We start from the raw sequence: 22,666 nt of genomic DNA on the forward strand, positions 1-22,666 counted from the left end.
CCGCTCGGTCATGGCGTCGTCACGCCCGCCTTGTAGCCGACGCCGCGGACCGTCACGACGATCTCCGGCTGCTCGGGGTCGTTCTCGATCTTGCTGCGCAGGCGCTGGACGTGGACGTTCACCAGGCGCGTGTCGGCCGCGTGACGGTAGCCCCAGACCTTCTCCAGGAGCACCTCGCGCGTGAAGACCTGCCACGGCTTGCGAGCGAGCGCGACCAGCAGGTCGAACTCGAGCGGTGTGAGCGAGACCGGGCGTCCGGCGCGCTCGACGCGGTGCCCCGGCACGTCGATCGAGACGTCGCCGATCGACAGGTGCTCGGGTGCAGGCTCGTCGGACCGCCGCAGCCGGGCGCGCACGCGCGCGACCAGCTCCTTGGGCTTGAACGGCTTGGAGATGTAGTCGTCGGCGCCCGACTCCAGGCCCAGCACGACGTCGACCGTGTCGCTCTTGGCCGTGAGCATGACGATCGGCACGCCGGACTCGGCCCGGATCAGGCGGCACACCTCGTTGCCGTCCTTGCCGGGCAGCATCAGGTCGAGCAGCACCAGGTCCGGCTGCGACTGACGGAAGATGCGCAGCGCATCGTCACCGTCCTCGCAGAAGACCGGCTCGAAACCCTCCGAGCGCAGCACGATCCCGATCATCTCTGCCAGCGCGGTGTCGTCGTCGACCACCAGCACGCGTCCCCTCATGGCACGCATTGTCGCACCGTGAACCGTGCTTCCTGGCGCACCGCGACCTCGTTCACCCGGCAGCCGCAGGAACACTTCCCGACCGGGCCCGCGTGTCGGTCCGTCATGGCACGATGAGGACGCGCTCGGCGACAGGCTGCCGCCGGGCGCGCGGACGCCGCAGGGGACGTCCGCGCCGAGCCGAGGGAGCCGCGCCAGCATGACGAGTCCGCAGGACCCGCCCCCGCCGGTCTGGGCCGCGCCCGGCTCCGCGTCGGGGTCGGGCACGCCGTCCGACGAGGGTGCGCCCGCGACGCCATCGGCGCCGTCGACACCCGCCGCACCGCAGGCCCCGCAAGCACCGGATACGGCTGTGCCTCCCGCGGCTGCACCCCCCGCTCCGCCGACGGGCTGGGGCCCGGCGCCCGCAGCGCCCGGCGCCGGCGCGCCCGGCTACCCGCCCGTGCCCTCGGCGGCGGTACCGCCACCGGCCGGGTACGGCCCGTTCCCCGCTCACGGCACCCCGCCACCCGGCTACGGCACCCCGCCGCCCGGGTACGGTGCGCAGCCGCCGGGGTACGGTCCGCAGCCGCCCGGCTACGGCACCCCGCCACCCGGATACGGCACGCCGCCACCGGGATACGGTCCCGCTCCCGTGCACGGCGCGCCGCCGGCCGGATACGGGCCCGGTCGTCCACAGCCCGTACCCGCCGCGCAGTGGCGCCCGCCCGCGCTGCAGCCGGGCATCATCCCGCTGCGACCGCTCGGTCTCGGCGAGATCCTCGACGGCGCCTTCCGTGCGATCCGGGCCAACCCCAGCGTGATGTTCGGGCTCGCCGCACTCGTGATGAGCATCGCGGTCGCGGTCCAGGCGATCCTGACCTGGTACGTCGGCGGGCAGCTCTCCGGGGCCTTCACCGACCTGCAGGACGACGAGCTCGTGTACGACGGCACGGGAGACCTGATCGGAAGTTCGATCGCGCAGTTCATCACGTTGCCCGTGACGGCGATCGCGAGCACCGCGCTGACGGGCCTGCTCGTGGTGTCCGTGAGCCGCTCGGTGCTCGGTCGCAAGGTCTCGATCAGCGAGGTGCTCCGGTCGCGGCGGGTGTGGGCGGTGGTCGGCTTCACGATGCTCGTGAGCCTCGCGGCCGTCGTCGCGCTCGGGCTGATCGTCGGCGCGGTCTGGCTGCTCGCGAGCGCGGACCAGCCGCTCGCCGCCGGCTTCGTCGGCCTGGTCGCCGGCGTGGCGTACCTGCTCGCACTTGTCTGGGTGTCCGTGCGGACCCTGCTCGTCACGCCGGCGCTGATGCTCGAGGAGCGGCCGTTCTGGCCGACGATCAAGCGTTCGTGGCTCCTCACCCGCCGCAGCTTCTGGCGCCTGCTGGGCATCTACCTGCTGACGTCGATCATGGTCGGCATCGCGGCCGAGATCATCGTCTACCCCGCGGCGATCATCGGTCTGATCGCCTTCGACGGGGACCCGACGAGCCTGGGCGCGATCGCGGTGAACTCGGTGGGCTCCGTCATCGCGCAGACGCTGACGACCGTGTTCCTGTCGTCGGTCGTCGCTCTGCTGTACATCGACGTGCGGATGAGACGAGAAGGCCTCGACCTCGAGCTCGCGCGTGCCGCCTCGGAGCAGCCCGCGTGAGCTTGTTCGCCCTGCCGGTCGGCGCGCTCACGTCCGAGGTCCCCGTGACCCCGGATGCGCAGGAGGCGCGCCGAGCGGCCATCGAGGAGCTGTCCAGGCCCGTGTACCACCAGCAGCGCTCGCTGCTGTCCCGGCTGTTCGACTGGCTGGGGGACCGGCTCGACGAGGTCTCGCAGAGTGTCGCGATCACCACGCCCGTCACGTTGCTGATCGTCGCGGTGGTGGTGCTCGGCGCGGCGCTCGTCGCGTACTGGGTGGCCGGGCCGGTGCGACGCAGCCGCAGCCGCGGTCAGGTCGCGGGTGTGCACGACTCGGACGACATACGGACCGCCGCCCAGCTGCGTGCGGCCGCGGACGCCGCCGCCGACGCCGGGGAGTGGTCCGCCGCGGTCCGGGAACGGTTCCGCGCGATCGTGCGCTCGCTCGAGGAGCGCGCGGTGCTCGACGAGCGGCCGGGCCGCACCGCGCACGAGGCGTCGCTCGACGCCGCGCCCGCCTTCCCCGCACTGGTCGGCGACCTCGCCGCGGGTGGCCGCCTGTTCGACGACGTCGTGTACGGCGAGCGCTCCGCGGGACCGGCGGACGACGACGCGCTGCGACGGCTCGACGCCGCCCTCGTCGCGACGGTCCCGAACCGGACCCGCGGACTCGTCGAACCCGTCGCGGCGGTGCCGCGATGAGGCCGCTATGAGGCCGCGATGAGCGCGGCGGGTGCGGGTTCGGCGTTCGTGGTCACGGACGGGCCCACCAGCTCAGGCGGTCCGGGTGGCGCGACGGACGGCGGACCGGTCGTCGGGGACGGGACGAGCGCGCGATCGCGAGCAGCGCACCGCTGGCGTCGCTCGCGCGTGCTGATCGGCGCGGGCGTCCTCGTCGTGCTCGTCGGGCTGCTCGCGCTGCTGCCCGAACCCCGCACGTCCCAGACGCCGCTCGCGCCCGACAACCCCAGCGGCACCGGCGCGATGGCAGTGGCCGAGATCCTGCGGCGCGAAGGCGTCTCGATCACCTACACGCAGCGGTTCGCGGACGTCGAGGCGCACGCGCGCGACGGCGTGACGGTCGCCGTGTTCGGCGACTACGCGCTGGGCGAGGCGCAGCTCGAGGCGATGGACGACCTGTCGGGCGACCTGGTGCTGATCGGCGCGACCTACGCCTCCGGCACGCTCGCCGGGATCGAGACGACCTGGGCCGTGACGGACCCCGACGAGGTGCTCGCCGCGCGCTGCGACGACCCGGACGCCGTGGCCGCGGGCACGATCACCCGTGCGGGCGCGCTGCACGCACCCGCCGGAGCGACCGTCTGCTTCCCCGCCGCGGACGCAGCCGCCGACGAGGGCGCATACGTGGACGTGAGCGTCGACGGTCGCCGCATCACCGTGCTGGGTGACCCGGCGATGCTGACGAACGCCCACCTCACCGAGGAGGGCAACGCCGCGCTCGCGCTGCGCATGCTCGGCCGGCACACCGAGCTGGTCTGGTACGTGCCCTCGTGGGACGACCCGTACCAGGGTGCGACGACCGAGGACGAGCCGACCGCGTCGATGCCGCCGTGGGTCGACGCGCTGGCCTGGCAGCTGTTGCTCGTGGTCGTCGTGACGGCCGTGTGGCAGGGGCGGCGGATGGGCCGACTGGTCACCGAGCCGCTGCCCGTCGTCGTGCGCGCGGGCGAGGCCGTGCGCGGCCGCGGCCGCCTCTACCGGCGATCACGCGCCCGCGGGCACGCCGCGGCCGCGCTGCGTGCCGGCGCAGCGAGCCGGATCGCTGAACGGCTCGGGCTGCCCCGCTCCGCACCCGCCCCCCTGCTGGTCGACGTCGCCGCACGCGCCTGCGGGTGGCCGGCCGCGGATGTCGAGCACCTGCTGTACGGACCACCACCGACCGACGACGACGGGCTGGCGAGACTGGCCCGAGACCTGGACCACCTGGAGAGCGAGGTTCACCGATCGTGACCGACGAGACCACCGCGGGGCAGCAACCGCCCGCGGACCCGCCCACCGCCCCGCCCGTCGCACCGCCGGTCGCCCCGCAGATCACACCGCCTGCGGCACAGCCGGTCGCACCGCCTGCGGCACAGCCGGTCGCGCCCCAGGTCGCACCGCCTGCCGTGCCGCCCGCTGCGCCGCCGCGGTGGCCCGGCCACGCCGCGCCCGCCCCTGCACCAGCGGCGCCCGCGGCACCACCGGCTCCTGCGCCGACGCCCGCCGCCGCACCGGCTCCTGCGCCAGCTCCCGCCGCCGCACCGGCTCCTGCGCCGGCGTCGGCACCTGCGCCGTTCCGGCCGGACGGGGCGCCCGAGCCGTCGACGGACCTGCGGCTCGCGCTCGCGGCGGTGCGGCGCGAGGTCGCCAAGGCGGTGGTCGGTCAGGACGCGGCGGTGTCGGGTCTCATCGTGGCGCTGCTGTGCCGCGGCCACGTGCTGCTCGAGGGCGTCCCCGGCGTCGCCAAGACGCTGCTCGTGCGCACGCTGTCGGCAGCGCTCGACCTGGACACCAAGCGCGTGCAGTTCACGCCGGACCTGATGCCGGGCGACGTCACCGGGTCGCTGGTCTACGACGCCCGCACGGCGGAGTTCTCGTTCCGTCCGGGTCCCGTCTTCACGAACCTGCTGCTCGCCGACGAGATCAACCGGACGCCCCCCAAGACGCAGGCGTCGCTGCTCGAGGCGATGGAGGAGCGGCAGGTGTCGGTCGACGGCACACCGCGCCCGCTGCCGGACCCGTTCGTCGTGATCGCGACACAGAACCCCGTCGAGTACGAGGGCACGTACTCGCTGCCCGAGGCGCAGCTCGACAGGTTCCTGCTCAAGCTCACGCTCCCGCTGCCCGAGCGCGAGGACGAGGTCGAGGTGCTCGCCCGGCACGCCGCGGGATTCGACCCGCGGGACCTGCGGGCCGCGGGCGTGCGCACGGTGGGCGGCGTCGAGCTGCTGGCCCGCGCCCGGGCGGAGGTCGGCCGCGTCCAGGTCGCACGCGAGGTGCTCGGCTACGCGGTCGACGTGTGCCGCGCCACGCGCGAGTCCCCCTCGCTGTCCCTGGGGGTCTCCCCGCGCGGCGCGACCGCGCTGCTCGCGACGTCGCGCGCATGGGCGTGGCTCTCGGGTCGCGGCTACGTCACCCCCGACGACGTGAAGGCGCTCGCGCACCCGACGCTGCGCCACCGGGTGCAGCTGCGGGCCGAGGCCGAGCTCGAGGGCGTCACCGCGGAGACCGTGCTGGACACGGTGCTCGCGTCCGTCGCGGTCCCGCGCTGAGGCCGCCGTGGCGGTGACGTGGCGCGCGGTCCTGCTGGCCGCGATCGGGGTGCCCGTGGTGCTGGTCGTGCCCGCGACCGGGACCGTGCTGATCTGGGCGGTGCTCGTCGTGCTCGCGTGCGGCCTGGACGCCGCACTCGCTGCCTCGCCCCGCCGGGTCGGTGTGCAGCGTGCGGTGCCCCGCTCCGTGCGCCTCGGCGAACCCGCGACCGACGTCGTCACGCTCACGAACGTCGGTTCGCGGCGTCTGCGGGCGCTGGTCCGCGACGCCTGGCCGCCGTCGGTCGACACGCAGCCCGCCCGGCACGAGGTCGACCTGCCCCCCGGCGAGGCGGTGCGGGTCCGCTCGGTGCTTCGACCGTCCCGGCGCGGCGACTCGATCGCGGACCTCGTGACGATCCGGACGGTCGGTCCGCTACGGCTCGCGGGGCGTCAGGCCTCGATCGACGTGCCCGCACGGCTGCGCGTGCTGCCCGCGTTCGCGTCGCGCCGACACCTGCCGAGCCGGCTGGCCCGGCTGCGCGAGCTCGACGGCCGTGCCGCGGTGCAGGTGCGCGGCGCGGGCACCGAGTTCGACTCGTTGCGCGAGTACGTGATCGGCGACGACGTGCGCTCCATCGACTGGCGTGCCACGGCCCGCCGGGCCGACGTCGTCGTGCGCACCTGGCGGCCCGAACGCGACCGGCGAGTGATGATCGTGCTCGACACGGGCCGCACCGCGGCGGTGCGCGTGCTCGATGCGCCGAGGATCGACGCGTCGATCGAGGCCACGCTGCTGCTGGCGGCGCTCGCGAACCACGCCGGCGACCGCATCGACGTGCTCGCGTACGACCGGCGGGTGCGCGCGCGCGTCGCGGGAATGGCGGGTGCGCGCCTGATGCCGGCGGTCGCGGACCAGCTCTCCGGTGTGCACGCCGAGCTCGTCGAGACGGACTGGCCCGGCGTGGTCGCCCAGGTGCGCGAGCGCCTGTCGCAGCGCGGCCTCGTCGTGCTGCTGACCGCGCTCGAGCCTGCCGCGGTCGAGCAGGGGCTGCTCGGGGTCGTCGGCGGCCTGACCCAGCACCATCAGGTGGTGCTCGCCTCGGTACTCGACCCGGAGGTCGAGGCCCTCGCGCGCGACCGGAGCGACGTGACCGCGGTGTTCGACGCGGCGGCGGCCGAACGCGCGGGGCTCGAGCGCGCGGCGGTCGCGATGCGCCTGCGGCAGCGCGGTGTCGAGCTGCTCGAGGCGCTGCCCGACGACCTCGCACCGCGACTCGCCGACACCTACCTGGCGCTGAAGGCCGCCGGTCGGTTGTAGACCAGGCGGAGCTGTCGACCAGGCGGAGCCCGGCGAGCCGACCTCGGCGAGCCGTCGGCGAGCAGACCTCAGCCGACGGTGGCGAGCGTGTAGCCCGCGCGGTCGTCGTCGAGGTCGCCGGTCTGGCCCGCGCGCACCGCGCGTCTGCCGAGCACGATCGTGTACGTCCAGAACGCCGCCAACGCGATCGCGCCGATCACGATCTTGAGCCACCAGGGCAACGTCGACCCCGTGACGAAGCCCTCGATCAGCCCGGACACGAACAGCACCCCGATCAGGCCGATCGCGACGGTGAACAGCGCCCGGGCCTCCTCGGCGAGCGCTCGGCCACGCGTCCGCGGACCGGGCGCGACCCACGTCCAGAACACGCGCAGCCCGGCCGCGCCGGCGACGAACACCGCCGTGAGCTCGAGCATGCCGTGCGGCGCGATGAGCTGCAGGAACACCCCGAGGCTGTCGTGAGCGGCCATCATGCCGCCGATGTTCCCCACGCTCACGGCGTTGATGTACAGGAAGTAGACGGGTCCGATCCCGGTGATGCCCGTGCCGATGCAGACGGCCGTCAGCAACGCGTTGTGGGTCCAGACCGTCGCGGCGAACCCGGCACCGGGCGCGTAGTACTCGGCGAACGCCCTGTCCACGTACTCCTGCCGCTGCGCGGGCGTGCCCATCGCGGCGAGCGCATCGGGGTTGGTCGCGACCCAGACGCCGGCAACGATCGCGACGGCGAGGAACGCCGTCATCACGGCGACGGTCCACCAGCGGATCCGGTAGAGCGCGGCGGGCAACCGTTCGACGACGAACAGCACGGCGTCACGCCAGCTCGGCTCGTGTGCTCCCGCGATGGCCGCACGTGAACGCGCGAGGAGCTGCGAGAGGCGGGTGACGACCTCGGGGTCGGGGGCCGCGGAGCGGATCACCGACAGGTCGGTCGCGGTCGCCTGGTAGAGGCGGACCAGCTCGTCGGACTCCGCACCGGTGCGACGCCGCCGCCGACCGAGCTCGTCGAGACGCTGCCAGGCCGGCTCGTGCACCACCTGGTACGCGTCGAGGTCCATGCCGACAGCCTGCCAGAGCCGCCGATCCGTGGGGGACGCACGGGCTAGGGTTTCGCCAGACGCAACGAGCGAAGGGGGTGCGGTGGACCAGGTCGTCATCGGCGAGGGGGTCGCTCTCGACATCCGGGCCGCCTCGGCCGCCTCCCGGCTCCTGGGCGCGCTCGTCGACCTCGCGCTGCTGGCCGTCGTCATCGTGGTCGGCGCCATCCTGCTCAACCAGACGGTCGGCTGGTCCGACGACCTCGGCCAGATCTCGGCGGTGGTCTTCCTCGCGACCATCATGATCGTGCTGCCCACCGCGGTGGACACCCTCACGCGCGGCCGCTCGCTCGGCAAGGTCTCCGCGGGCATCCGCATCGTGCGCGACGACGGCGGGCCGATCGTCTTCCGGCAGGCGTTCGTGCGTGCGCTGACGGGCGTGGTGGAGCTGTGGCTGACCTTCGGCGTCATCGCCCTGGTGTGCTCAATGGTGCATCCACAGGGCAAGCGCGTGGGCGACATCCTCGCGGGGACCTACGCGGTGCGCGTGCGCGGCGCCTCGACCGTGCGGCGTCCCGTGCTCATGCCTCCGCAGCTGCGCGTGTGGGCCGCCGCGGCCGACGTCGCGCGCATGCCGGACGGGTTGGCACTCGCCGTGCGGCAGTTCCTCGCCCGGGCCGCGACCATGCACGGCCCGTCACGCGTCGAGCTCGGCACGCAGCTCACGCGCGAGGTGCAGCGCTACGTGCAGCCGCTGCCGCCCGCGGGCACGCATCCCGAGGCGTTCCTGGCCGCCGTGCTCGCCGAACGCCGCGAACGCGAGATCCGTGCCGGTGCCCGCACGGTCGTGCGACAGCGCCAGGAGGTCGCACTGCTGTCCCGGCTCCCGCACGGCGTGCCGGACCCGGAGAGCTGACGACCCAGAGCGCTGACCGGCACGGAGAGCTGGCCGGCCCGGAGAGCTGGTCAGTCGAGCGTCAGCGGGCCTCGTCGGCCAGCAGGACGGGGATGCCGTCGCGGACCGGGTAGCGCAGCGGCCGCTGCGGGTCCGTCGAGATCAGCACCGGGGCACCGTCGTCGTCGACACCGTCGACGAGCGTCGCGCCGGTGACCGGGCAGCGCAGGAGCTCACGCGCCCAGGCCTCGAGCTGGTAGGGCTGTTCGCTCATGACTGCTCCTCACGCACGAGCGCGAGAACGTCGTCGCGCACCTTCTCCATGATGTCCTCGTCCGCGGCCTCGACGTTCAGGCGCAGCAGCGGTTCGGTGTTGGACGCGCGCAGGTTGAACCACCATCGCGGGTGCTCGTCCCAGTGCGTGACCGTGAGGCCGTCCAGCTCGTCGACCTCGACCGGGCCGGCGCCCTGGCGCGTCACGTACGCGTCGACGACACGCGCCCGCGCTGCCGGCACGGACGCGACACGGGAGTTGATCTCCCCCGACGAGACGTACGGCTGGTAGGCGTCGGCCAACGCGGACAGGGGATGCGGCTGACCCCCCAGGGCCGCGAGCACGTGCAGCGCGGCGAGCATCCCGGTGTCGGCGAAGAAGAAGTCGCGGAAGTAGTAGTGCGCGCTGTGCTCGCCGCCGAAGACGGCGTCGTTCTGCGCCATCTGCGCCTTGATGAACGAGTGGCCGACCCGCGTACGCACGGTCCGGGCACCCGCGGCGGTCAGCAGGTCCGGCACGATGCGCGACGTGATGAGGTTGTGGATCACGGTCGGGGTGCGGCCGGCGGCACGCTCGCGCTCGACCTCCCGCAGCCCGACGAGCGCCGTGATCGCCGACGGCGAGACCGGGTCGCCGTTCTCGTCGACGACGAAGCAGCGATCCGCATCGCCGTCGAACGCGAGCCCGAGGTCGGCGCCGTGCTCGACGACCGCGCGCTGCAGGTCGCGCAGGTTCTCGGGCTCGAGCGGGTTGGCCTCGTGGTTGGGGAACGTCCCGTCGAGCTCGAAGTAGAGCGGGACGACGTCGAGCGGCAGCGCGGGCAGCCCGGCTCCCGTCCCGAGGACCGCGGGTGCCGTGAATCCGCCCATGCCGTTGCCCGCGTCGACGACGACCTTGAGCGGGCGGATCGCCGACAGGTCGACGAGCGAGCGCAGGAACTGCGCGTACTCGACGAGCATGTCGCGCTGCGTGCTCGTGCCGCGCTCGGCGTCCGGGACCTGCGGCACCCCGTTCGCGAGGTACTCCCCCGCGAGGTCGCGTACCGCGGCCAGACCGGAGTCCTGGCCGACCGGACGCGCACCCGCACGGCACAGCTTGATGCCGTTGTACTGCGCGGGGTTGTGGCTCGCGGTGAACATCGCGCCCGCGACGCCGAGGTGGCCGGACGCGAAGTACAGGCCGTCCGTGGAGGCCAGGCCGATCAGCACGACGTCGACGCCGCGTGCGGCCAGGCCGTCGGCGAAGCCGGCGACGAGCTCGGGCCCGGAGGGGCGCATGTCGTTCGCGACGACGACCCTCGGGCGGCCGCCGGCGGCCTCGGGAAGCACCACGACGTCGGCGAACGCCGCCCCGATCGCACGGGTGACCTCCGGCGACAGCTCGTCGGGCACCGTCCCCCGGACGTCGTAGGCCTTGATGAACGCGGACAGGTCGACGGGAGGACGGCTCACCGAGGCATCCTATCCGGGCCCGGTGACCTCGTCCTTGCTCAGGGGTGTCCCGTCCCCCTCGAGCGCGAACCAGTTGGTCTGCTCGCACGCGGGGCAGGACACGAAGTACGCGGGCCGGCCGTCGGTCAGTCCCATCCGGATCCGGGTCAGCCGGTCGGAGCCGCAGCGCAGGCAGACCTCGGTGCCCAGCGGGAGCGGCCCTGTCGCCTGGCTCATCGACCCCAGCGGCTCGGCCGCCGCGGCGGCCCGTGCCCGGGCCGCGTCCCCCTTGCGCCGTGCCATGGCTCAGTCCTGTTCCGGGATGCCGCGCAGCACCCGCAGGTGTCCGCGCCGAGGTGCCGACGCGAGCGCGTCGTCGACCGCCACAGCCGCCGCGACCGGCTCGGGCGGGCGACCGGCCTCGCGCACCGCGTCGGCCAGCGCCAGCAGGTCGTCCTTGCTCGGTCCGGCCGGCTCGAACACGGGCAGCAGCCGCACGACCTCCCAGCCGCGCGGCGCGGTGAGCCGGTCGGCGTGCTGCACGCACAGGTCGTACGAGTGCGGCTCGGCCTGCTGCGCGAGCGGGCCGAGGACGGCGGTCGAGTCGGAGTACACGTACGTCAGCGTGGCCACGGCCGGACGGCCGCACGCGGTGCGGGTGCACTGGCGAACGGATCTCACGGGGTGAACCTACCCCCGGCCGCCCGCACGGGCCGATCCCCACGCCGCACGAGCCGGCCGCATAGAGTGCGGACGTGAGCTCGTCGACCCCCGCCGCGTTCCCGGCCGGCCCGGTCGGACCCCTCGGTCCGCCGGTCGAGCGGCCCGCGCGGCGCCGGGACCGGCGCGGTCGCGGCCCGCGCGGCCCCCTGCTGCCGGACAGCATGCCGGCGTACCGGACCCGTGCGCAGCGATTCGACGACTTCGTGCTCGACGCGGTCGAGCACCTCGAGCGGCGTTGGGCGCGTCAGCTCGGCGGTACGGAGTTCGCGGTCGAGGACGTCCCGCCGTCGAACCCCGCCCCGTGGGAGCACGGCGGCGTGCCGCTGGGCCGGTACTTCCCGGCGGACGCGGGTCTCGCGCCCCGGATCGTCGTGTACCGGCGTCCGGTCGAGGCACGGTCGCTCGACGTCGCCGACCTGGCGGACCTCGTGCGCGACGTCGTGGTCGAGCAGGTCGCGCACATGCTCGGCAAGGACCCGCAGGACGTCGACCCGACGTACCGCGACGACGGCCGCTGACCCCTCAGGACGCCCGTCAGGACAGCCCGAGCCGGACGTCCGGCCGCACGACGAGGCCGTCGCCCGAGTCGGGTCCGACGACCGGCGTGAGCACCGACAGCATCGTTCCGTCCGGCTGACCGACGCGCGCGACCAACCCGATCGCGAGCCGACCGCGCTCGTCGTCGGTCGTCACGATCTCGACGCCCGCGACGTCGGTGTCGGGTGCCAGCTCGGCGAGCTCCTGCGTGAGCGTCGTGCCGAGGGGCACGTCCACGCTCTTCTCGGCGGCCACGGTGCCGTCGGTCGCGATGACGCGCAGCGTCGCACGCAGCCCGCCGGAGGCGTCGAGGGCGTCGCCGGACGCGACCGCGCCGAGCGTGAGCAGACCCACGGTCCCGGTCGGCAGCGCGAGCAGCCCCGTCTCGGTGCCCGAGACGGACGCGACCCACGCCGTCTCACGCGTCGGCACGTCCGGGTCGAGCGCGGTCGGGTCGCCGGGGCGCGCGAGCATCGCGCCCGCAACCACGGGGTCTGCAGCGTCGACGACGAACGTGTACTGACCGGCGGGCAGCCCACCGAGCGGCACGTCGACGACCGTCCCCGCGGGCAGCTCGAGGTCCGCTGCGCCGGGCAGGTCGCGTACGCCGTCGGGGCCGAGCACCCGCACGCGGGCGGTCGTCGCGACGTCCGGCGACAGCACGCGCAGCACGCCGGCATCGGGGTCGTCGACGTCGGTCTCCCGCAGCGTCACCGCGGGGACGACCTGCCGCGTCGCGGCCGGCGACCCGGGCACGACCAGGTCGGTCCCGGTCGGCGTGAACCCGTCGAGCGTCGACGACTGCAGGAACGCCGCCACGCGGCCACCCGTCGCGGTCAGGTGCACCGCGACCCGCCGCTCCTGAGGTGCGGTCCCGCCGAGCACGACGACGCGCTGCGTTCCGGGGGCGACGAGGTACTGCACGGTGCTCAGGTCCACCGGTCCGGTCGCGCCGAACACCTCGAGGTGGACCGTCGCCGGGGTCGAGCCCGGGTTCTGCAGGACGAGCACCGTCGTCGTGCCGAGGTCGGTCGCACCGCCGACGAGCCACGCATCGGTCGTCGGCGGCTGGCAGGACGCCGCCGCGAGACCGCGCAGGTCACCCGCGGTCACGAGCCCGCCGCCCGCGGCCGCGACCAGCGCGGGACCGTCGTCGGACGGGTCGGCCCGGACGAGGAGCGGGTCGGTGACGTCGTCGAACGTGCGCGCCTGCGTGCCGCCCTGCAGTGCACCGAGCGTGTCGGAGCCGTCGATCGTGGTCACCGTGCCACCGCCCGAGTCGGCCGCGACCACCTGCACGCCCGTGACCGGGTCGACGGGCGTCGGGTCGAACGCGTCGTCGCCGCCGCGGTCCTCGGGCAGCACGAGCGGGCCGGGACACACCAGCAGGGCGGGCGCCGGCGGGACGGTCACGGCCGTGCCGGGCGCGGCCGCGGACTCCTCGACGGTGGGCAGCCGCCCCGCGCCGACGACGACCGCGCCGAGCAGCGCGACGACCCCGATGCCGCTGACGATGCGCACGGCGCGCGTGCGGGCGCTCATCGGCCCGCCCTGCGCCGTCGGACGGGCACCGCGAGCACCACGGTGAGCGCGAGCACGAGCGCGGTCGCCACCAGCCACGGCGTGCGCTGCGGCGGGTCGTACGTCACGACGAGGTGGCCGCCGTCGGCCCCGAGCGCGAACGTCTGCCGCCAGCCCGCGTCGACCGCACGCAGCGAGCGGCCGTCGAGCGTCGCCCGCCAGTGCGGGTCCGCGCGCTCCGCGAGCACGACGAGACGGTCGTCGGAACCCGCCGGCACGTGCGTGTCGACCGAACGCGCCTGCGCGGCCATCGCCACCGCGGGCACCTGCGGGTCGGCCAGGTCCGTGTCGGCGGGCACGATGCGCGCCCACGAGGTCACCACCTGCGGCACGACGCCCGCCTGCTCGGCCGGCTGCACCCGCCACAGCACGCCGGTCTGGTTCTGGGTGACGCGCTCGAGCCCTGCGGTCGCGTCGAGCCGCGCGAGCAGTCCGTCGCGGGCGCGGCGTGCGCTCGCGACGTCCTGCGGATCGAGGTCGGCGGGCAGCGGCGGGACGAGCACGTCCCCGACACCGAGCGCACCCAGCGCCCCCGCGACGTCGCCAGTGGCCCCGACGACGAGCCGCGCGGCGATCGTCGAGACCTCGAGCGTCGCGTCGTCCTCGGGTGCGACACGCGTGTCCAGCGTCGGTCCGACGACCGTGGTGGACGTGACCGCGGCCGCCGTGTCGACGAGCTGCGGGCCGTCCGCGCGCAGGAGCTGCCACGTCACGTCGGCGCCCGCGTCCCACACGCCGAGAGCAAGGACCCGCGAGGCCCCCGGAGCGCCCTGGGACTGGCGTCCCACGGCGGGCACGATGTTGCGGTCCAACGCGACGAGCGAGGACGCGGCTCCGCTGCGCGCCTGCGCGGTCCAGGCGCCGAGCGTCAGGCACGGCACGAGCGTCGCGACGAGCGCGACGACGCCGACCGTGAGCTGACGCCAGCCGAACGAGCTGCGCGCGAGCCGCGCACGGATGCCGTCGGTGCCGAGCGCAGCGGCGGTGAGCAGGCCGAGCAGCGCCAGCGAGAGCGCGGGCCCGGACCAGCCGCGCACCACCTGACCGGCCTCGACGCCGACGGGTACGAGGGCGACGAGCGCGGCCACCGCCAGCCCGAGCGCACCGACCACCCAACCGACCCGCACTCCGCGAGCGGCGCGGCCGCCGCGCAGCAGCGCGAGCAGCGCGACGACCGCGACCGTGCCGCCCAGCGCCACCGGCCACCACCGGACCGCTGCGTCCGGGACCACACCCGGCACGAGCGCGGACGCGTCGGCGGGCACCCCCAGCAGGCGGTCGACGAGGTTCCCCGGCGCGCCGGCGAGCGGCAGACCGGGTCCGGCGACGAGCAGGCGCAGCCCGTCGCGGCCGCGGCCGACGGCCTCGATCAGCGCGGGAGCGAGCACGACGAGCGCCGGCAGCAGCATGAGCAGCGGCCGGCGGCGGAACCGCGGCGCGCACAGCGTGACGACGAACGCGACGAGCACGAGCGGCACCAGCAGCACGGGCGCTCCGGCCGTCACGGCGACGAGCGCGAGCGCACCGCCCGCCGCGGCGGTCACCGATCCGGACGGCGGCGCGGCACCCACGAGTGCGGAGACGGGAACGTCGTCGATGCCGACGTCCGCCCGACCGGCACGCTCGTCCTCGCCCGACGCGGCAGCACCGCCGACGGCGTCGTCGGACGTGGGCTCGTCGGCGTCATCGTCGGACGCGGCCTCGTCGGACGTGGGCTCGACGGACGTGGGCTCGACGGAGGCGCCCGTGCCCGTAGCCTCGTCGGGCACGACGGACGTGAGCGCGGGGGCAGACGGCGCGACGGGCGCCGGGACGGCGGACGTGGACGCGGCGGTGTCCTCGGGCCCGCGACGCGCCGTCAGGACGCCCGAGACGACGCGGTCGACGCGCTGCACGCCGATCGCGCGGGCGAGCCCGAGCGCGGCCCACGGCAGCATCATGTGCGCGACGACGGCCCCCACCCGACCGGACCCGACGCCCAGCAGCAGCGCCGGCGCGGCGGCCCACACGACCGCGACCCACAGGCGCACGGCGACCGACCGCGTGGCGGCGCCCGCAGCGGCCCACGCCCCGACGCCCGCGATCAGCACTCCGCCGAGCAGCAGGACGGCGACGGCCATGTCCGGGTTCCCGCCCGCGAGCGCCGAGGGCGCGACGAGCACCGCCCACAGCGCGTCGACGGGTCCGGGCGCCCCCAGGCCGCCCGCGACCCAGCCGGAGGTCGCGGAGTCCCACAGCTCGCCGACGCTTCCGGCGAGCGGCACGAGTGCGCCGCCGACGAGCCGCGCACCCCGGCCGACGGCGGCCACGGTGGGCCCCGATGCGACGACGGTCGCGATCGCGAGCAGCACGGTGAGGAACGCGAGCCCCCCGCGGCGCTGCGTCGTGATCGCGGCGAGCTCGCGCAGCTCCAGCTCGCTCGGCGCCCGCACGACGCGGCGCGCCTCGGCGCGGGCGAGCCGGCGGTCCCGGGCCTGTCCGACGACGTCGCGCCACGTAGCCTGCAGCGGCCGCAGCACCCGGCGCGGCACGGTCCGGGTGCGCCGGGCGGTGCGTCGTGCCGCCACCACGGCGCGCACGTGCACGAGGGCCACGAGGGGGGCGCGCAGCTCGTCGACCGCGAGCCCCGGCTGCTTGGCGGCGACCTGGCCGATCGACCGCACGGCGCCGGCCAGCAGCGCGAGCACGGCGACGACCGGAACGAACCACACGGGCGGCGTCACGAGGCGCTGGTGCACGAGCGCCACGCGGCGCGCCCGGAACGAGCGCGCGGGATCGCCGTCGTCGTCCTCGCCGTCGCCGTCGAGGTCGACGGGCGCGGCGTCGCGGGTCCGCAGCCCGAGATAGGTGGCCTGCGCGTGCCGCACGACCGCCGACGGCACGACGACCACGCGGTGCCCTGCGAGCCGCGCGCGCCGGGACAGGTCGAGCCCGTCGCCGAACGGTCCGAGCGCCGGGTCCGGCCCGTCGAGCGTGTCCCACACCTCGCGCCGCACGATCGCGCCGGCCAGCCCGACACCCAGCACGTCGTCGCGGCCGTCCTGCTGGCCCTGGTCGAGCTCGCCGGGCTCGACGTCGGTCATGCGCCGGCCCGAGCGCGACGTGCGCAGGCCGGCCTCCAGGAGCCGTTCGGGCTCGGTCCAGGTGCGCTGCTTGACGCCCGCGACCGCGACCGACGGTGCCCGGCCCACCGCGCGCGTGAGCTCGGCGAGGGCATCGGGAGCGGGCGCGCTGTCGTCGTGCAGGAGCCACAGCCACGTCGTCGGGGTCCGGTCGTCGGCCGCGAGCGCCCGCCTCGCCGCGTCGCCGAACGTGCGCGCACCGGGGGCCGCGACGACACGCACGTCGGGACGGGGTGCTCCGCCGGCCACCTCGAACGCACGCGTCACGTCGAGCTCGAGGTCCGGGTCAGGTTCGCGGCCCGCATCGACGACGAGCACGCGCAGCGGGCGGCGCTCCTGCTCGGTCAGGGCCGTCAGGGTCGTCGGGAGGTAGCGCGTGCGACCACGGGTCACCAGGATCACGGTCACCGACGGCGTCGTCGGGAGGGACGACGACGTGCGGGTGCTCACGCCCGGAGACAGGCTGGTCTGGTTCATGCTCGGCCCATGATGCACGCGCGAGCGCCCGGTGACGGCACCGACACTCGCCGGACCGCGCGTCAGACGACGCGGCGCTTCAGCTTGCGGCGCTCACGCTCGGACAGACCGCCCCAGATGCCGAACCGCTCGTCGTTCGCGAGCGCGTAGTCGAGGCACTCGGACCGCACGTCGCAGCCGGTGCACACCTTCTTCGCCTCGCGGGTCGAGCCGCCCTTCTCGGGGAAGAACGCCTCGGGATCGGTCTGCGCGCACAGCGCCCGGTCCTGCCAGCCCATCGGGCCGTCGTCCTCGGGCGTGGCGAACAGCGACAGGACGTTGGCGGGTTGCTCCGGTGCAGCCGCGCGCGCGTCGGAGGGGAAGGCCCCCTCACCGTCGAGCAGGTTCCACATGCGTGCCTCCGGTGGGTGGTGATGCTCGGTGCAAGGCTTGGTGCAAGGGCCGCGGGGGCGACGTGCTCACCGGCTCGTCCCGGTGCGCCGCGCCGCGCCGCGCGGTGGTGCTCGCGCTGCATGTATCGGTCAGAGTGAATTACACGCGTGTCGTTCCCCACCGTCAAGCGGAGGCGTGGTACTTGTCCGACTTTGTCGGGTGAAACCGTCGAAATCGGCCGGTCGACCTAGGGTGTGCGCATGATCGCGTCCGGTTCTGGACCTACCCGCACCGGCCCCGCCGGCCCCGCTGGCCCCTCCGACCCCGGGCCGCACGACGTCGCGGCCGTCCTGCGCGTGCTCGTCGCCGAGCCCGGCCGCCCGCGCCTGACCTGGTACGGGCACGACGGCGAACGCGTCGAGCTCTCGGGTGCGGTGCTGGCCAACTGGGTCGCCAAGACGACGAACCTGCTCGTCGAGGAGTTCGACGCCGCGCCGGGCACGCGCGTGCAGGTCGAGCTGCCCGCACACTGGCGCACGGTCGTCTGGACGCTCGCGACGTGGACGACCGGTGCCACGCTCGTGCTCGCGTCCGACGCGACGGTTCAGGCGGACGTGCTCGTCACCACCGACGAGGCCGCGGCGGACACGGCGGGGACGACGAACCGGCCGGCCGACCCGGCCGCGCTCGTCGTCGTGACGCTCGCGGCGCTGGCTCGTCGGGCGGCCCACCCGTTGCCTGCGGGCGCGACCGACGCCGCGGCGGCCGTCATGACCTACCCCGACCAGCTCGGCTGGGTCTCCCCGCCCGACGCCGATGCGGTGGCGCTCGAGGCCGACGACGCCGTGATCACCTATCGCGGCCTGCCGGGCTGGTGGGCGTCCGACCACGAGCCCGGCACTCCCCCACGGCTGGTGCTCGGTCCCGGCACGGGCGGCGCAGCGTGGCTCGCAGGCGTGCTGCGCACGCTCGCGGCGGGCGGCTCCGTCGTGCTCGTCGACGCCGGCACGGCCGAGCGGCTGCGCACGCAGCCGGACGCGCTCGCACGGCTCGTCACGACCGAGCGGGCCACCGTCGCGGAGGTGCTGGACCCCGCAGCGGCCGCGGACCAGGACACCGGTCCCAGGACTTACCCACGACGTCGGTAGTGTTGACCCGGCCGGCCCACGCCGGTCGTCCCGGGAGTGGAGAGACCATCTGGTGAACGTGCGCATCATGGCGTCGGCCGACGTCGACCCCACCGCCGTGATCGGCGACGGCACCTCCGTCTGGCACCTGGCGCAGGTGCGTGACGGTGCGCAGATCGGCCAGGGGTGCGTCATCGGCCGCGGCGCGTACATCGGCAGCGGCGTGCAGATGGGCGACCACTGCAAGGTGCAGAACTACGCGCTGGTGTACGAGCCCGCGGTGCTCGAGCCGGGCGTGTTCGTCGGGCCCGCGGCGGTGCTGACGAACGACACCTACCCGCGCGCGGTGAACCCCGACGGCTCGCTCAAGTCGGCGCACGACTGGGAGGCCGTCGGAGTGACGCTGCGCGAGGGCGCGTCCGTCGGCGCACGCGCCGTGTGCGTCGCCCCCGTGACGGTCGGCCGGTGGGCCACGGTCGCGGCCGGTTCGGTCGTCACGCGTGACGTCCCCGACTTCGCGCTCGTCGCGGGCGTGCCCGCGCGGCGCATCAGATGGGTGGGACGCGCCGGCGTCCCGCTGCAGGAGGCCGGCGAGGGCCGGTGGCAGTGCCCGACCACGGGCGAGCTGTACGACGAGACCGACGGCGTGCTGACGATGCGCGCCGTCCAGGACGAGGAGCTCGACGCATGACCATGATCCCCGCGGCCAGGCCGCTGATCGGTGACGAGGAGCGGGCGGCGGTCGACCGCGTGCTGCGCTCCGGGATGATCGCGCAGGGACCCGAGGTCGCCGCGTTCGAGCGCGAGTTCGGCGAGCAGCTCGTCGGCGGGCGTGCGTGCGTCGCCGTGAGCTCGGGCACCACCGGACTGCACCTGGGGCTGCTGGCCGCGGGCATCGGCCCGGGCGACGAGGTGATCGTGCCGTCGTTCACGTTCGCCGCGACCGCGAACTCGGTCGCGCTGACGGGCGCCACCCCGGTGTTCGCCGACATCGACCCGGACACCTACTGTCTCGACCCGGCGTCGGTCGCGGCCGCGATCACCGACCGCACCGCGGGCATCATGCCCGTCCACCTGTACGGCCACCCCGCCGACGTCACGGCGCTCGGCGACCTCGCCGCCGCGCACGGCGCGCAGCTGTTCGAGGACGCCGCGCAGGCGCACGGCGCCACCTGGCAGGGCGCCCCGGTCGGCTCGTTCGGCTCGTTCGCGATGTTCAGCCTGTACCCGACGAAGAACATGACCTCCGGCGAGGGCGGCATGGTCTCGTGCGCGACGCCCGAGCTCGTGCGCATGGTCCAGCTGCTGCGCAACCAGGGCATGGAGAAGCGCTACGAGAACGAGGTCGTGGGCTTCAACGCCCGCATGACCGACGTGCACGCCGCGATCGGCCGCGTGCAGCTCGGCAAGGTCGGCGCGTGGACCGCGCAGCGCCAGGAGAACGCCGCGTTCCTGTCCTCGAACCTCGAGGGCGTGGGCGTCCCGCAGGTCGCTCCCGGCGCGACGCACGTGTGGCACCAGTACACGATCCGCGTCCCCCAGGACCGCGACGGGTTCGCCAAGGCACTGGCCGACGAGCACGGCGTGGGCTCGGGCGTCTACTACCCGATCCCCAACCACCAGCTCCCCTCCTTCGCGCTGGAGTTCGACCTGCCTGCCACGCGCGAGGCGTGCGACCAGGTGCTCTCGCTCCCGGTGCATCCCGCGCTGAGCCGCGACGATCTCGAACGGGTCGTCGCAGGCGTCAACGCGGTCGCGAAGGCAGGTGCGTGATGGCGGACCTGAGGGCGGGCCTGATCGGTCTGGGCATGATGGGGCGTCACCACGCGCGCGTGCTGCGCTCGCTGCCGGGCGTCGAGCTCGCGGCGGTGGCGGACGCCGGCGGCGACCCGCACGGCGTCGCCGGCGGCCTCACGGTGGGCCAGGACGTCCAGCACCTCATCGCCGCGGGCCTCGACTACGCGGTCGTCGCGGTGCCGACCGTCTACCACGAGCCGGTCGCGCTCGCGCTCGCCGAGGCCGGCGTGCACGCGATCATCGAGAAGCCGCTCGCGCAGGACACCGCGTCGGCCGAGCGCGTCGCGGACGCGTTCGCGTCGCGCGGCCTGGTCGGCGCGGTGGGCCACATCGAGCGCTACAACCCGTCGCTCCAGCACCTGCGCGCGCGGCTCGAGCACGGCGAGCTCGGCGACGTCTACCAGGTCGTCACGCGCCGGCAGGGCCCGTTCCCGGCCCGGATCGCCGACGTCGGCGTGGTCAAGGACCTCGCGACGCACGACATCGACCTCACCGCGTGGGTCACGCAGTCACCGTTCCTCTCGGTCGCCGCGCAGACGGCGCTCAAGAGCGGGCGCGAGCACGAGGACCTCGTCGCGGTCGTCGGCAAGCTCGCGGACGGCACGGTCACGAGCCACCTGGTGAACTGGCTGTCACCGCTCAAGGAGCGCGTCACGGTCGTCACGGGCGAGCGCGGCACGTTCGTCGCCGACACGCTCACGGCCGACCTGACGTACTACGCCAACGGCACGGTGCCGACGACGTGGGGTTCGCTGGCCGCGTTCCGCGGCGTCAGCGAGGGCGACATGGTGCGCTACGCGATCCCGAAGCCCGAGCCGCTGCGCACCGAGCACGAGGCGTTCCGCGACGCGGTGCTCGGCAAGGACGCGGACATCGTCACGATGAGCGACGGCCTGGCCACGGTGCGCGTCGCCGAGGCGGTGCTGCGCTCGGCCGAGACCGGCGAGACCGTGCACCTCCGCTGACGTCACCAGCCCGTGGTGCTCCAGTGCCACGGCTCGGAGGGCAGGTTGGCGAAGCCGTAGGTCGCCGCGTTCGCCTTCAGCCAGGTGAACGCGGGGCTCGTCGACGTGAGCGACCGGCCGTTCAGCGTGAGGTCGAGCGCGAGCCCGCGCTCGTGCTGCGAGGTCCCCGGGCGCGCGGTCGGCGGCGTGCACTCCGACGAGGGCATCTCCCAAATCGCGTACTGCGAGGTGCCGCAGTTCTGCTTGCGCAGCGCGATCTGGGTCGCGGTGTCCCGCCACGCCGAGCCGCCGAGCGCGAAGCCCGCCGCACGAGCCGCCGCGACCATCCGCTCGACGCGGTCCGCGACGCACGGGTGCACGCGGAACCCGGCCGCGAGCACGGTGTACTGCTGCGGGGTCGACGTGCTGACCAGCGTGCAGTCGGTCTCCACCGGCAGGGTCGTGACGCACGGCGCCTGCGCGACGGACAGCCGGACCTGCCCCCAGGACGCCCCGACCGCGTCGGGCTGCGCCGCGAACCCGCTCGCCGTGCGCGCGTACCACGACATGGTGCGCGTCCCCCAGGCCACCGCGTACACGAGGCCGCCGCCCGGGCTCACGACGTGCCGGCGATCGTCCCAGCCGCTGGTCGCGACGTCGATGCGTCCGAGCCGGCCCGCCGCGTCGACCGACAGCTCGACGAGGCGTCCGGTGGTCGTCGTGACGTACAGGTGGTCGGCGCCGCTCGCGGTGAGCGTCTTGATCTTGCCGATCCAGCCGATCACCGTGCGGCCGGTGATCCCGGCTGCCGTGGGACGCGTGCCCGACACGGACCAGCGCACGATCCGCGAGCTCTCGTAGCCGTACAGGTGGCCGGCGCCGTCGGCCGCGAGGAACGTCACCGGCCAGCCCGACGACGCGAGGCGCGTGCGGACGAACGTCAGCGGCGCGGTCGCGGTCACGTCGACGCGCCACAACGCGCCGGTCGCCTTCGCGGTGACCAGGATCGTGCGCGCGTCGAGCATCGTCCACGCCTGCGCCTCGAACCCGAGCCGGGCCGACGAGGCGGCGGTCGAGCGCAACCTTCCCGTCGCCGGGTCGACCACGGAGACCGTCAGGCGCCCGTCGCTGCGCAGGCCGTAGAGCGTGAGGTCGCCCGTGCACCGCCCGGCCCCCGCCGCTGCCGCCTCTGTTGCCGCCGCTGTTGCGGATGCCACTGTTGCGGGTGCCGGCGACGCTGCCGCGCGCGTGGGCAGCGCGAGCGAGGCGAGCAGGGCGAGCAGCGTCACGAGGACGCCCGCGAGGGCCCACGGCGTCGAGGGATGGCTCCGTCGTCCGACCATCACCGGGTCCTCCGTTCCCTGCCGGATCGTGCCCGACGCGCGTCTGCGTGCACTACCGGGTCTTCGTGCTCTACGGACCGCACCGGGCCGCACTTCACCCGCGCAGGCGCATGTCGCCCGATCGGGTGAGTC

21 protein-coding genes are annotated in these 22,666 nt (G+C 74.9%); 11 read left to right on the top strand and 10 right to left on the bottom strand.

The window, feature by feature from the left end; translation table 11 throughout:
- Nucleotides 1–8: 8 nt before the first annotated feature.
- Nucleotides 9–692, bottom strand: a complete 684-nt coding sequence (mtrA, locus tag CCO02nite_RS08965) for an MtrAB system response regulator MtrA (protein ID WP_146842792.1) — start codon at nucleotides 690–692, stop codon at nucleotides 9–11.
- Nucleotides 693–1,044: 352 nt separating this feature from the next.
- On the opposite strand from mtrA, the gene CCO02nite_RS08970 reads away from it, so the two are divergent.
- The 5 genes from CCO02nite_RS08970 to CCO02nite_RS08990 all read left to right on the top strand — a co-directional run bounded on the left by CCO02nite_RS08970 (nucleotide 1,045) and on the right by CCO02nite_RS08990 (nucleotide 6,875).
- The gene (locus CCO02nite_RS08970) at nucleotides 1,045–2,325 is read left to right on the top strand and encodes a DUF7847 domain-containing protein (RefSeq protein WP_246117449.1); all 1,281 of its coding nucleotides are present in this window, start codon (nucleotides 1,045–1,047) and stop codon (nucleotides 2,323–2,325) included.
- Entirely contained in the window at nucleotides 2,322–3,005 is a 684-nt protein-coding gene (locus CCO02nite_RS08975) for a DUF4129 domain-containing protein (RefSeq protein WP_246117450.1), read from the top strand. The genes CCO02nite_RS08970 and CCO02nite_RS08975 overlap by 4 nt, the downstream gene beginning before the upstream one ends.
- Before the next feature lie 18 nt (nucleotides 3,006–3,023).
- Complete coding sequence (locus CCO02nite_RS08980; protein ID WP_246117451.1) at nucleotides 3,024–4,274, top strand: DUF4350 domain-containing protein; 1,251 nt, start codon at nucleotides 3,024–3,026, stop codon at nucleotides 4,272–4,274.
- Nucleotides 4,275–4,429: 155 nt separating this feature from the next.
- Nucleotides 4,430–5,575 carry an AAA family ATPase gene (locus CCO02nite_RS08985; RefSeq protein WP_146842896.1) on the top strand — a complete coding sequence of 382 codons (1,146 nt, stop codon included), beginning with the start codon at nucleotides 4,430–4,432 and terminating at the stop codon, nucleotides 5,573–5,575.
- A 7-nt stretch (nucleotides 5,576–5,582) separates the two neighbouring features.
- Nucleotides 5,583–6,875, top strand: a complete 1,293-nt coding sequence (locus CCO02nite_RS08990; protein WP_146842794.1) for a DUF58 domain-containing protein — start codon at nucleotides 5,583–5,585, stop codon at nucleotides 6,873–6,875.
- 68 nt (nucleotides 6,876–6,943) lie between these two features.
- Here CCO02nite_RS08990 and CCO02nite_RS08995 read toward each other — a convergent pair whose 3' ends face one another.
- The gene (locus CCO02nite_RS08995; protein ID WP_146842795.1) at nucleotides 6,944–7,933 is read right to left on the bottom strand and encodes a stage II sporulation protein M; all 990 of its coding nucleotides are present in this window, start codon (nucleotides 7,931–7,933) and stop codon (nucleotides 6,944–6,946) included.
- An 82-nt stretch (nucleotides 7,934–8,015) separates the two neighbouring features.
- On the opposite strand from CCO02nite_RS08995, the gene CCO02nite_RS09000 reads away from it, so the two are divergent.
- A complete protein-coding gene (locus tag CCO02nite_RS09000; RefSeq protein WP_146842796.1) occupies nucleotides 8,016–8,828 on the top strand; it encodes an RDD family protein in 813 nt (270 codons plus the stop codon).
- 61 nt (nucleotides 8,829–8,889) lie between these two features.
- Here the strand turns inward: CCO02nite_RS09000 and CCO02nite_RS09005 are convergent, their stop codons facing one another.
- Genes CCO02nite_RS09005 through CCO02nite_RS09020 form a run of 4 tightly spaced genes read right to left on the bottom strand, consistent with a single transcriptional unit; the run spans nucleotide 8,890 to nucleotide 11,192 of the window.
- Nucleotides 8,890–9,081 carry a Trm112 family protein gene (locus CCO02nite_RS09005; RefSeq protein ID WP_146842797.1) on the bottom strand — a complete coding sequence of 64 codons (192 nt, stop codon included), beginning with the start codon at nucleotides 9,079–9,081 and terminating at the stop codon, nucleotides 8,890–8,892.
- A complete protein-coding gene (locus tag CCO02nite_RS09010; protein WP_146842798.1) occupies nucleotides 9,078–10,532 on the bottom strand; it encodes a phosphomannomutase/phosphoglucomutase in 1,455 nt (484 codons plus the stop codon). The genes CCO02nite_RS09005 and CCO02nite_RS09010 overlap by 4 nt, the downstream gene beginning before the upstream one ends.
- Before the next feature lie 9 nt (nucleotides 10,533–10,541).
- Nucleotides 10,542–10,814, bottom strand: coding sequence for a hypothetical protein (locus CCO02nite_RS09015; RefSeq protein WP_146842799.1), 273 nt, complete (start codon nucleotides 10,812–10,814; stop codon nucleotides 10,542–10,544).
- Nucleotides 10,815–10,817: 3 nt separating this feature from the next.
- Nucleotides 10,818–11,192, bottom strand: coding sequence for a DUF3499 domain-containing protein (locus CCO02nite_RS09020; protein ID WP_146842800.1), 375 nt, complete (start codon nucleotides 11,190–11,192; stop codon nucleotides 10,818–10,820).
- Between the two features lie 74 nt (nucleotides 11,193–11,266).
- Between CCO02nite_RS09020 and CCO02nite_RS09025 the strand changes: the two genes are divergently transcribed.
- A complete protein-coding gene (locus CCO02nite_RS09025) occupies nucleotides 11,267–11,752 on the top strand; it encodes a metallopeptidase family protein (RefSeq protein ID WP_246117452.1) in 486 nt (161 codons plus the stop codon).
- A 16-nt stretch (nucleotides 11,753–11,768) separates the two neighbouring features.
- Here CCO02nite_RS09025 and CCO02nite_RS09030 read toward each other — a convergent pair whose 3' ends face one another.
- The 3 genes from CCO02nite_RS09030 to CCO02nite_RS09040 all read right to left on the bottom strand — a co-directional run bounded on the left by CCO02nite_RS09030 (nucleotide 11,769) and on the right by CCO02nite_RS09040 (nucleotide 17,343).
- Entirely contained in the window at nucleotides 11,769–13,313 is a 1,545-nt protein-coding gene (locus CCO02nite_RS09030; protein WP_146842801.1) for a DUF5719 family protein, read from the bottom strand.
- A complete protein-coding gene (locus CCO02nite_RS09035; RefSeq protein ID WP_146842802.1) occupies nucleotides 13,310–16,951 on the bottom strand; it encodes a glycosyltransferase in 3,642 nt (1,213 codons plus the stop codon). Before CCO02nite_RS09035 ends, CCO02nite_RS09030 begins: the two co-directional genes overlap by 4 nt.
- A 62-nt stretch (nucleotides 16,952–17,013) precedes the next feature.
- The gene (locus tag CCO02nite_RS09040; RefSeq protein ID WP_146842803.1) at nucleotides 17,014–17,343 is read right to left on the bottom strand and encodes a WhiB family transcriptional regulator; all 330 of its coding nucleotides are present in this window, start codon (nucleotides 17,341–17,343) and stop codon (nucleotides 17,014–17,016) included.
- A 240-nt stretch (nucleotides 17,344–17,583) separates the two neighbouring features.
- On the opposite strand from CCO02nite_RS09040, the gene CCO02nite_RS09045 reads away from it, so the two are divergent.
- The 4 genes from CCO02nite_RS09045 to CCO02nite_RS09060 all read left to right on the top strand — a co-directional run bounded on the left by CCO02nite_RS09045 (nucleotide 17,584) and on the right by CCO02nite_RS09060 (nucleotide 21,212).
- Nucleotides 17,584–18,471: a TIGR03089 family protein gene (locus CCO02nite_RS09045; RefSeq protein ID WP_146842804.1), complete on the top strand. Its 888-nt coding sequence runs from the start codon at nucleotides 17,584–17,586 to the stop codon at nucleotides 18,469–18,471.
- Between the two features lie 67 nt (nucleotides 18,472–18,538).
- Nucleotides 18,539–19,141 carry an acyltransferase gene (locus tag CCO02nite_RS09050; protein WP_146842898.1) on the top strand — a complete coding sequence of 201 codons (603 nt, stop codon included), beginning with the start codon at nucleotides 18,539–18,541 and terminating at the stop codon, nucleotides 19,139–19,141.
- Nucleotides 19,138–20,223: a DegT/DnrJ/EryC1/StrS family aminotransferase gene (locus tag CCO02nite_RS09055; RefSeq protein WP_146842805.1), complete on the top strand. Its 1,086-nt coding sequence runs from the start codon at nucleotides 19,138–19,140 to the stop codon at nucleotides 20,221–20,223. Before CCO02nite_RS09050 ends, CCO02nite_RS09055 begins: the two co-directional genes overlap by 4 nt.
- Nucleotides 20,223–21,212 (top strand): Gfo/Idh/MocA family protein, encoded by a 990-nt coding sequence (locus CCO02nite_RS09060; protein WP_146842806.1) that lies wholly within the window; start codon nucleotides 20,223–20,225, stop codon nucleotides 21,210–21,212. The genes CCO02nite_RS09055 and CCO02nite_RS09060 overlap by 1 nt, the downstream gene beginning before the upstream one ends.
- A gap of 2 nt (nucleotides 21,213–21,214) precedes the next feature.
- Here CCO02nite_RS09060 and CCO02nite_RS09065 read toward each other — a convergent pair whose 3' ends face one another.
- Nucleotides 21,215–22,534, bottom strand: coding sequence for a D-alanyl-D-alanine carboxypeptidase family protein (locus CCO02nite_RS09065; protein ID WP_146842807.1), 1,320 nt, complete (start codon nucleotides 22,532–22,534; stop codon nucleotides 21,215–21,217).
- Nucleotides 22,535–22,666 lie beyond the last annotated feature (132 nt).

The sequence above is a fragment of the Cellulomonas composti genome, from assembly GCF_007990245.1.
Lineage (GTDB): Bacteria > Actinomycetota > Actinomycetes > Actinomycetales > Cellulomonadaceae > Cellulomonas > Cellulomonas composti.